The 9815-nt window shown below is 56.0% G+C and carries 5 protein-coding genes and 2 pseudogenes; 4 read left to right on the forward strand and 3 right to left on the reverse strand.

Annotation, left to right across the window (positions count from 1 at the left end; translation table 11 throughout):
* Positions 1 to 94: 94 nt before the first annotated feature.
* Positions 95 to 1480 carry an IS1182 family transposase gene (locus tag BLT75_RS23680; protein ID WP_093029670.1) on the reverse strand — a complete coding sequence of 462 codons (1386 nt, stop codon included), beginning with the start codon at positions 1478 to 1480 and terminating at the stop codon, positions 95 to 97.
* A 379-nt stretch (positions 1481 to 1859) separates the two neighbouring features.
* Here BLT75_RS23680 and BLT75_RS23685 point away from each other — a divergent pair, with 379 nt between their 5' ends.
* Together BLT75_RS23685 and BLT75_RS23690 are read left to right on the forward strand one after the other, a co-directional pair.
* The gene (locus BLT75_RS23685) at positions 1860 to 3695 is read left to right on the forward strand and encodes an AMP-dependent synthetase/ligase (RefSeq protein ID WP_093038181.1); all 1836 of its coding nucleotides are present in this window, start codon (positions 1860 to 1862) and stop codon (positions 3693 to 3695) included.
* A 57-nt stretch (positions 3696 to 3752) separates the two neighbouring features.
* Complete coding sequence (locus BLT75_RS23690; RefSeq protein WP_093038184.1) at positions 3753 to 4523, forward strand: hypothetical protein; 771 nt, start codon at positions 3753 to 3755, stop codon at positions 4521 to 4523.
* A gap of 233 nt (positions 4524 to 4756) precedes the next feature.
* Here the strand turns inward: BLT75_RS23690 and BLT75_RS23695 are convergent.
* A pseudogene (locus BLT75_RS23695) lies at positions 4757 to 6117 on the reverse strand (IS1182 family transposase).
* Between the two features lie 527 nt (positions 6118 to 6644).
* On the opposite strand from BLT75_RS23695, the gene BLT75_RS23705 reads away from it, so the two are divergent.
* Both BLT75_RS23705 and BLT75_RS23710 read left to right on the forward strand, forming a co-directional pair.
* Positions 6645 to 7277: a tyrosine-type recombinase/integrase gene (locus BLT75_RS23705; protein ID WP_093038190.1), complete on the forward strand. Its 633-nt coding sequence runs from the start codon at positions 6645 to 6647 to the stop codon at positions 7275 to 7277.
* Positions 7278 to 7379: 102 nt separating this feature from the next.
* Positions 7380 to 7577: pseudogene (locus BLT75_RS23710) on the forward strand (IS5/IS1182 family transposase); the annotation flags it as partial.
* A gap of 99 nt (positions 7578 to 7676) precedes the next feature.
* Here BLT75_RS23710 and BLT75_RS23715 read toward each other — a convergent pair.
* Positions 7677 to 9815, reverse strand: a 2139-nt coding sequence (locus BLT75_RS23715; protein WP_143028669.1) for an OmpA family protein, incomplete at its 5' end; no start/stop codon positions are given.

Genomic DNA, 9815 nt, shown 5'->3' on the forward strand with positions numbered 1-9815 from the left:
CAGCTAATGGCTGCATTGAGCCGATTCTGTGGAAAAACATCGTGTTGCGATTGCAATAAGTGGGCGCTGGTTCAAGGCGCGAGTGCCTTTATTGTTAGGCTGTTCTCGGTTTCTGCGGTGCAGGAAAGATCTTCGCCAGTTTGCGGAGGTTTTGGGCGGTGGCGGCGAGGAGGAATTCGTCATTTGCGCCGCATGGGCCACGTAATCGGAGGCGTCCGAGGCCAAGGATGCGTTTGAGGTGCGCAAACAGCATCTCGACCTTCTTTCGCAGCTTCATCGAGATTTCGTATTGCTTGGTCTTGGAGATGTCGCGGGCGACCTGACGGGCGTTTTCATGCTCTTCGCGGGTGATCGATCTGGCATCCGCGTTCGGGCAGCATTTTGCTTTGGACGGGCAAGCCTGACAGGTCAATTTCAAGGCCCGGTACTTGGCTCGTCCCGTGCTGGTCGGCCCTCGTTTCGGGTCGGAATAATTCCGGCGGAACTGCTTGAGTTCATGGCCTTCGGGGCAGATGTATTGATCGTTCCCGGCATCCCATTCGAAATCGGCGCGGGTCCATGTGCCGTCGCTGCGTCTGGATTTATCGAAGACGGGGATGTGCGGGGCGATCTCGCGGTCGACCAGCCAACCCAGCATCGGTCCGGTGCCATAAGCGGTGTCCGCGATCAGCCGCTCGGGATAAAGATGGAACTTGTCCCTCACCCGGTCCAGCATGGTGCGTGTCGCCCCCACCTCTGCCTGCCGGATCGATCTTGTGGCCTCGACATCGACGATGACACCGTGATCCGTGTCGATCAGGTAATTGTCGGAATAGGCGAAGAATGCTGGCCCTTTGCGTGCCGCGGTCCATTGGCTGGCAGGGTCGGAATGGGAGGTGAACTTGGGCTGGACCTCGCTGGCCGCGCCGAAGGCAGCTTCATCCAAGGAGTCCAGATATTCGCGAACGGCCCGGGGCGCATAGGCGGGATCGATCTGCCGGGCGTCCCATTCCTCCTTTGGCGTGGAGTTCTGCTTGTTGGCATCGGCCTCAATCAGGCTTGCGTCGACAGCCATGCGCTGCCCACTGACCAGGCCCTCTTCGATGCACCGCGCCACAGTCATCTCGAACAGGTGCCGCAGTAGTTCGCTGTCGCGGAACCGGCCATGCCGGTTCTTGGAAAAGGTCGAGTGGTCAGGGACCCGGTCGCTCAGATCCAGTCGGCAAAACCAGCGATATGCCAGGTTCAGATGCACCTCCTCGCAGAGCCGCCGTTCGGATCGGATACCGAAGCAATAGCCGACCAGCAACATGCGGATCAGCAGTTCAGGATCGACGGACGGGCGGCCAGTATGGCTGTAGAAATCGGCAAGGTAGGCGCGGATGCCGGAGAGATCCACGAACCGGTCGATGGAGCGCAGGAGGTGGTCCTGCGGGACATGATCCTCAAGTGAGAACTCGTAGAACAGCGCTGGTTGCGCCTCCTGCCGCGGTCCCATCATCGCCGATCCTCCAACCCATTTCGGGAATTGAATCAGCCAGACGCACCTCGATCAAGCACGAGTTTTTCAACGGAATGAGCCCATACTGTGAATTGGCGAAGTGCGCAGAAACCGTCGCGAAGGGCGGCAAGCGGACATAACCCACGATATTGACGGCGAAGCGCACCGTTTCCTTGCCGCCCTACCGCCGCAGAGCAACGCCATCAAACCGACCGCGCGTCCTTCGCATCATGAAAAGTTGGGTCACGGACAGCCGTGCGGATGAAGCACTCGTTTTTGGCCGTGCAACCGAACGCCCAGTAACCTGCTCGATTTGACCAAGAGATATGGTTGATCCTGCTCAAAGCATAGAGCGCGATTCAGTCATATCAATTAGGTTATGAAGCGCGCAACATCACCAGATCTCGACTTCATCGGTTTTGAAGCTGCCGGGACAATTCCAGGCTTGCTGACGTGTCGGGCTGAACGAACTCCGAACGCCGTAGCTTACTCTGAGTTTGACGACGGAACGTGGCGGGATGTGACTTGGAGTGAAATGGAGCGAATAGTTACCCGCTATCGTGTTGCGCTAGATCAGGCAGGCATGGAGGAGGGCGACCGGGTAGCGATCTTGCTGCGGAATTGCATCGACTGGATCGCCTTCGACATCGCGGCCATGGCAAACGGTTTGATGACCGTGCCACTCTATCTTCAAGACAGCGAGGCCAATATCGACTTTGTCCTTTCCAACTGTGGCGTACGGCTGTGTCTTGTCGAGAGCGTGCAGCGATTAGAGGCAGTGAAGCCCGCTCTCGAAAGCGGCGGTACTTTGAGGCAAATTTGGGTGCGCGGAAATAGTGAGGTGCATGAGCAAGTCTGCGGAAGCAAGGTCCGCCGTCTTGGCGAGGTCTTGGACCTGGCAGAGGGTGACCCTGGGCCAATCCGATGCGCGCCAAAGGACACCGCCACGATCATACATACCTCGGGCACGACAGGTAGGCCTAAGGGAGCCATGTTGTCCCATTATGCTCTTCTGTGGGATGCCGAGGCGGTTGCAGTGAACATTCCGCCTCTGACAAACGACGTCTTTTTGTCCCTGCTGCCACTCAGCCATGCGTTTGAGCGCACCATGAGCTACCATCTGGCGATGATGGGTGGCTCGAGGGTAGTATTCGCTCGAGCGATAGAAACTCTGAAGCAGGACATTTCTGAAGTACGGCCGACGATCCTGGTGGCCGTGCCGCGCCTTTATGAGCGGTTTTACGAAGCGATCGTCAAGGAAGCCTCAAAAAGTTCGCTCAAGAGTTGGCTAGTAAAGAAGACCGTGGCGATTGGCTGGCGGCGTTTCGAAGCGCGTCACGGCAGGGCTAATATGTTCAGTCAGATGGCGAGCTTGCTTTTCTGGCCATTGCTAGAGCGGCTGGTCGCACGCCCTATCCTTCACGCCTTTGGTGGGCGCCTGCGTGTTGCAGCCAGTGGCGGCGCTCAATTATCGACGAAGGTGAGCCAATTCCTGATCGGCGTCGGCCTGCCGCTTGTTGAGGGTTACGGTCTGACAGAAGCTGCTCCCGTCGTCAGTGGGACCACCTTTGAGGACAGTTTTCCTGGTTCCGTCGGCAAGCCGCTTCGCGGGATCGAAACCCGACTTACCGCCGAGGACGAGTTGCTGGTCCGGTCACCAGCCCTTATGCAAGGCTATTGGAATGACCCCAAAGGTACCGCCTCTGCCATCGACGAGGAGGGCTGGTTGCACAGTGGCGATACAGCGGAATTTCGCGAGGACCACTTATTTATTACAGGACGGTTGAAGGACGTCATCGTCCTATCAACAGGCAAAAAAGCCGCTGCTGCAGAGATCGAGGCGGGGATCCAGGCGGACCTGCTTTTTGAACAAAGCTGCGCATTAGGCGATAATCGCCCGTTCGTTTCAGCGATACTGGTGCTGAATCGTGACCACTGGGCCGCATTCGCCGGACGCCACGGTCTCAATCCAGATTTACCCAATGCGCAGGCGGCGAACGCGGCCATCATGGCGCGTGTGGCGCAACTTTTGCGGGATCATCCTGAATATGCCCAAGTACGTGCTGTTCATAGTCAAGTGCAGCCCTGGACGGTTGAAGACGGAAGCTTGACGCCGACCTTGAAAATCAAGCGACATGTCATCCAAGAGCGCTATCGGTCCGAGATTGAAGCGCTATACGCACAACAGACGTCGCGGCGGAGTTCTGGCGGTTAACATGAACAGAGGGCGAATGTTTGGAAACAAGTACGTCGCCTAGTGAAGGTCAGGCCCATGCTTGATTTCAAGAAACGCAAAAGCACTAAGCCTGGGATTGCAAGGCGATCCACGGTCGATCCTGCGAAAATGTCCACGGCCGAGCGTGCTGAATTGATGAGTTTACTCTACGCGTTAAACCAGAAAATATTCGCGGGCGTTTCCCTTGAGGATTTCGAAAATCATGTGTTTGACCCGTCGGCAGACAGTACGCTCATACAGCTTTTCATTGCCGCGGACGGTCAAATCGTCGGCTATTGCGCGGCCCATCGATTCTGGCGGCAGGTGTCAGGGCGCTACGTCATTGTTTTAAGAGCGGAAGCCGGGCTCTTGTCGGAGTACCGGGGGTACGGTGCAACTTACCGGTTCAGGATGATCCGCTCTATTGCCGAAAAGCTTAGGCATCCATTCACGCCGATCTACTATGTCGGGACCCTTGTACACACTTCGAGCTATGATCTGGCCTGCCAGAATTTTCCGCAGGTCTACCCGCATCCTGACCTTGAAACGCCCAAAGTCATTCAGGAAGTTGCACGCGAGCTCATCAACAGCTTCCCGGCACCGCCCGTGAGTGAGGCCGATCCATTCGTGCGTGACGTAGGATGGATGACAATTGAGGTACGGCAGGAAAACGCTCCCAGCCAACGCGGCGACAACCATTATGTCCGTTTCTTCAAGGCGCGTAATCCTGGCTATGCGAAGGGGCATGGGTTGGTAGTCATCGTTCCGATAACCGTTCGCAATATCTCTGCCGGATTTCTGTCACGTCTGCGCGCCTGGCTCCGATAATGGGCTCTATCTCGCGCTTAAATGGGGGTACCTCCGAGCCCGTTGCATGTCAAAGTTCATGCACGCAGCAAACCACCAGCTTCCGCTTCAGGTGATGCGTTTCACAGTCGCTTACCCGTGGATACCAGCCACTCGGGTGCGAAAGCCGAACGACCGCTTCGTCCGCATGCTGTTGAAAAAGTCGATGTGTAAGCGCGGCGGAAATAGCGGCTGAAGTCTTCCTGCTCGGCTCTTCACGCCGAGATTGGTCTGAGCTTTGCAAGTTTGCGGAGGTTCTGGACTGTTGCTGCGAGGTGGAACTCATCCTTGGCGCCGTTTGGTCCTCTAAGGCGGAGGCGGTCGAGGCCGATGATGCGTTTGAGGTGGGCGAAGAGCATCTCTACCTTCTTTCTGGCGTAGCTGGAGACGACATAGGCATCGGTCTTCGCGATATCCCGTGCTTTTTGGCGGGCGTCTTCATGTCGGGATCCGGCGATCTTTCGGGTCGCCTGGTTGGGTGTGCCTCGGGGCTCTAGCGGACACGCCGCGCAATCCTGTTCCCGGGCGTCGTATTTCTTGAAGCCATCCTTGCCGAACGCCGGGCACCCCTTTGAGATGTCCGCCAGTACGGCTTCAGTTCCTTTTCGCCGGGACATTTATATGCATCGGTGTCGGGATCGTAGGTGAAGCCAGTGGCAGGAAACTCGCCGTCCTTGCGCTCGGACTTGTCGAAGACCGGGATGTGGGGTTCGATACCTTGCTCTTTCACAAGCCAGCCAAGCATCTCCGCCGCACCATAGGCCGTGTCTGCGGCCAGCAGCCATGGGTGCAGGTCGAAACGGTCTTGGGTTCTCACCAGCATGTCTCGCACGGCACCCACTTCCGCCTGACGTATCGGCGCAGTCGCTTCGACATCGACGATGATCGCATGGTCCAGATCGACCAGGTAGTTGGTGCTGTAGGCAAAGAAGGGCCTGTCGCCATTGGCTCCGGTCAACCGCGCGGCCGGGTCGGCGGGCGAGATCGCCTTCGGCTTTACCGGTGTCGCAGCGCCGAAGGCCGCATCATCGAGCGTATCAAGGTATTCCTGCGTCGCCCGGTTTGCAGCATCTGCTGCAGACCATTCCGAGAAGTCCACCTTCGTATAGCGGCTGGCATCAGCCTTGATGAGCGAAGCATCTGCTCCAAAGCTCTCGCCGCCGACCAGTCCCTCGGCAATGCAGCGCGCCAGCACCTGCTCGAACAGATGCCGGAAGAGGTTGCTGTCCCGGAAACGTCCATGTCGGTTCTTGGAAAAGGTGGAATGATCGGGCACCGGATCGGCCAGATCGAGGCGACAGAACCAGCGATACGCCAGATTCAGATGCACCTCTTCACACAGCCGCCGCTCTGACCGGATACCGAAGGCATAGCCCACAATCAGCATTCGGATCATCAGCTCGGGATCAACCGAGGGCCTGCCTGTTGAACTGTAGAACGGCGCGAGATGTCGGCGCATGTCAACAAGGTCCACAAACCGGTCGATCGCGCGCAAAAGGTGATCCGTCGGAACGTGATCCTCAATACTGAACTCGTAGAACAGCGCACCCTGCGCAACTTGCCTCGGTCCCATCATCAGCAACTCTCCTGCAACTCAAGAGAATTGAATCAGCAGCCAAAGCATCGCTCAAGCAGAGTTTTTCAACAGTATCTCCGCAACTGAGACGTCCGAGACCGGTGCAGCGAACGACCGGATTGGATTTGGGTCGATTTGGTCGATCTGAATGTCCGCTATAGGGAAGCTGTGCTGCTTCGCCGCGAGTGCTTCAATGACTCGGCCGTCAAGCTGAAGTAGATTTCGCTGCATCTGCGTCCGGCAGAAATGTCCCCAACTCGAACAACGGCATCAAAAAAACTCGCTGCGCTGTGAACGAACGGCCGCTTTTCTCTCTGCACCGCGGCTGACGGCTTTGTTGGTAGCCTTGCTGCACCTGCGAGCATTGTAGCTGGACCACTTCCGGTATGGGCTCCGAGCCGCCGACTGCCCGTGCAGCAATTCGCTGGTCTGCGGCTTGCCGCGACCTGCCATTCGCACAGTTGGTAGAATTGATCGTCGACACGGTGTTGATGTCTGGGCCTGGCGGGAGGGTTGGAGGGTATATCATGCCCAGAGGTCAACTTCCTGCACTCAAGCCCAAAACCAGGGCCTGGAATAAAGGCCGGATCATCGGCCAGAAGCGACCGCTCCTGCCGAAACAGGTTTGGGCGATCCGCGCACGCCTGGAGCTCGCCGGTAATCTGCGTGACTTGGCACTCTTCAATATTGCCATCGACAGCAAGTTGCGTGGGTGCGATCTGGTTCGGTTGAAGGTGTCTGACCTTGTGATCAATCAACGTGCCCGCGAGCGTGCGAGCGTCATCCAGAGCAAGATCGGTAAGCCGGTTCAGTTCGAACTGACGGAAAACACGCGCGATTCCGTGATGACTTGGGTCAATGCTCCCGAAATGTTCAGGTTTGCGTTCATGTTTCCAAGCAGGTTTCACGACCGCCCGCATATCTCGACCCGCCAATACGGAAGGTTGGTCCGCGACTGGGTCACTTCGATCGGGCTTGAGCCGAGCGGATACGGCACTCACTCTCTGCGCCGGACGAAAGCATCGGAGATTTACCGCAAAACCGGCAATCTTCGAGCCGTCCAGCTGTTGCTTGGCCATACCAAGGTGGACAGCACTGTGCGCTACCTGGGCGTCGAGCTTGAAGATGCTTTGAGCATCGCTGAAAGGATCGACCTTTGAACGAAGGTGGCGGGCGGCTTTGGCCATTCGCCACCCAAAACCGGCCATCCCGGAAATCGGATCGTTCGACCGCTTGGAGCCCCTATTTACCATCGCCGTTCGGGTCGCGCTATCTGGCGACGATGGAGCGGTTATCACCGCAGGAGCCGTGTCGAGTCCAGGATGAACTGCATCAAGCTGCTTGGTCAGTCATTGATGGCTCGAGACTTCGATCGCCAGGTCGCGGAATTGCAGGTCCGCATCGCCGTGCTGCACGGCTACACCGCGCTTGGCATACCCGTCACCATGCCCGTAGAGTAAATCCGTCCGAGGAAAGCAGAAGTCCGCTCCTTGGCTGATTTATGCAACAACGCCCCGATTCCGCTGTCCATTTTGCCTCCGGGATTCACAAACACCCGTTCAGAAGTTAAGCTCGTATATACCCTCTATACCCAGTGCTCCGAATGCACCAAGTGTTACATCCCCGCGAAGCGCGCCATACCGCATTCTCTTCGAAACACTACCCGTGATGGAGCGCCTGGAGAAACCTTTACCCCAGTCCCCGTCAATCTCGAAACCGTAGAAGAAGTCATCATGCTCATTAGCGCTGACAATTTCTATCGAACCACCAATACTGCACACTCCATCCAAGTCTCCTATTGACTGATAACACGCCAACCTTGGCGTCAAAGCAAATAGTGTTTTTTTGTTGTTGATGAGACGTTCGTCGCGGACCTCAGCATATACCCTTCCGCCGAATATCGGACTCAATTCTAGCACATCGAATTGTACTACACTATCGAGTGTAGAAATGACATCCGCTTCAATACCAGGCGAGTAAGAATAGTCGAAACCAACACTCGGAGTAACCGTACGGCTCCCCAACTGCATGTCACCCGAGAGAGCGGCACCAAAAAACCCGGCGAAATAACTATAATCTCCACTGGCATTTATTGTGCCAACGCTTCTGTCAAAGTCGAGATCGAATTCGTGCCGACCTACTGCAGCGCCCAGATAGTAGTCAAGGAAAATTCCATTTCTCAATTGGCTCGCGCCATAAATGCCACCATTGAAACCTAATCCAAGGATTTCTCCATTTGCGCGATTATTAACGTCATTTTGACTAACATAAGCACCAAAGAAATACCCACGCACGCTTTCCTTGCCAGTGAAATTCTCCCGTCGGTAGGACAAGTTCATCATGCCCTGCGACATTCCACTTGCTGTCTCTAGATAGTTGAGCGAACCCTCAAAGATAGTCCAGGCATCTCGACTACAATCATGGCGTTCGTCCAGAAAGAAACCATCTATCGTTGACCCAGATCCGTTTGCCGTGATGTCAAGAAATCGACCCCTGTTCGTAGCTTCATAACATTTCCCGTACAAATCATCGCCTTGGATGGAAAGGAACTCCACTCGCCGGTTCGCGGCTTGGCCGGCTTCAGTGATATTACTGGCAATTGGACGGCTTTCGCCATAACCGCGGGCAATGAATTCTTCGGCTCTAACACCGCGCATGACAAGCGCATGAAGGACGGCCTCTGCTCGTAGCTGACTGAGGCGCATATTGTATTCTTCCGATCCGTCGCTGTCAGTATGACCGCTAATCTCAAACCTATTCCCCTCACACGTTCCCAATATTTGTGCCAAATCATCGAGAATCCTTGCGCTTTCCGGCTTGATTGTCGCTTTATCAGTATCGAAGAAAATATTCTCAGCCTTCAATCGTGCATTCACGGCCTCGAGACAGGCCAATCCTGTACGCGTTCGTACGCGTTCAAGAGCCCCATCTGCAAAGCCGCCCATTTGATGACTTTGCTGCACCATTGTTATGGACAAATCTTCCTCTAGGACGGTCTTCAAGTCCTTAGCGATGATCGGAAGAAGCGATGGTTCTGAAATCAAAATATTTACTAAAGCACTCGCACAGTTGATCGGGTTATTCTGATCGCAAATTGAATACACAATGGAATATTCACCGGCCGCCAAGCCTTCGGGTATAGTTATCATACCGTTGTCGGAAATAGTTACTCCACTTAAATCACTATAATCGGACAACACGATGGTTGTAAGCGAACCGTCAACGGGTACCGCCGCACCGTTTATTGTGTCGTTGGTCAGCACAGAACCTACGGTGCCACCTGTAAAACTACTTATTGGATCAACGCTGTAATCGTCATCATTTGCCAAGATCACGTCACCCACGGTCACGCTCTCGGAGAGATCGTCACCCGCAGTGCCCGGATCGGTCTGATCCCCGGAAGCCGCGGTCGTGGTGTTGGTGATGGTATTGCCGGCCTGGCCGGCATCAACCACACCTTCAAGCGTCAGCGTGGCGCTGGCGCCATTGGCCAGAGTGCCAATGGCCCAGACCCCGGTGCCAGCAGTATAGGTGCCGGTGGCGGTGGTGCCGTTATTGGCGGTGGCGGTGAGCCCCGCCGGAAGGCTGTCGGTCAAGCTGACATTGGTCGCCTGCGCCGGACCGGCGTTGGTCACGGTGATCTGGTAGGTGACGGTATCGCCCTCGGCCGGGGTGGCATCCCCCGAGATCAGCGTCTT

Source organism: Ruegeria marina (assembly GCF_900101475.1).
Classification (GTDB): domain Bacteria; phylum Pseudomonadota; class Alphaproteobacteria; order Rhodobacterales; family Rhodobacteraceae; genus Ruegeria_B; species Ruegeria_B marina.

Coding starts and splice junctions, on each gene's coding strand:
- BLT75_RS23680 (WP_093029670.1), bottom strand. CDS start 1,480: ATGATGGGACCGCGGCAGGAGGCGCAACCAGCGCTGTTCTACGAGTTC.
- BLT75_RS23685 (WP_093038181.1), top strand. CDS start 1,860: ATGAAGCGCGCAACATCACCAGATCTCGACTTCATCGGTTTTGAAGCT.
- BLT75_RS23705 (WP_093038190.1), top strand. CDS start 6,645: ATGCCCAGAGGTCAACTTCCTGCACTCAAGCCCAAAACCAGGGCCTGG.
- BLT75_RS23690 (WP_093038184.1), top strand. CDS start 3,753: ATGCTTGATTTCAAGAAACGCAAAAGCACTAAGCCTGGGATTGCAAGG.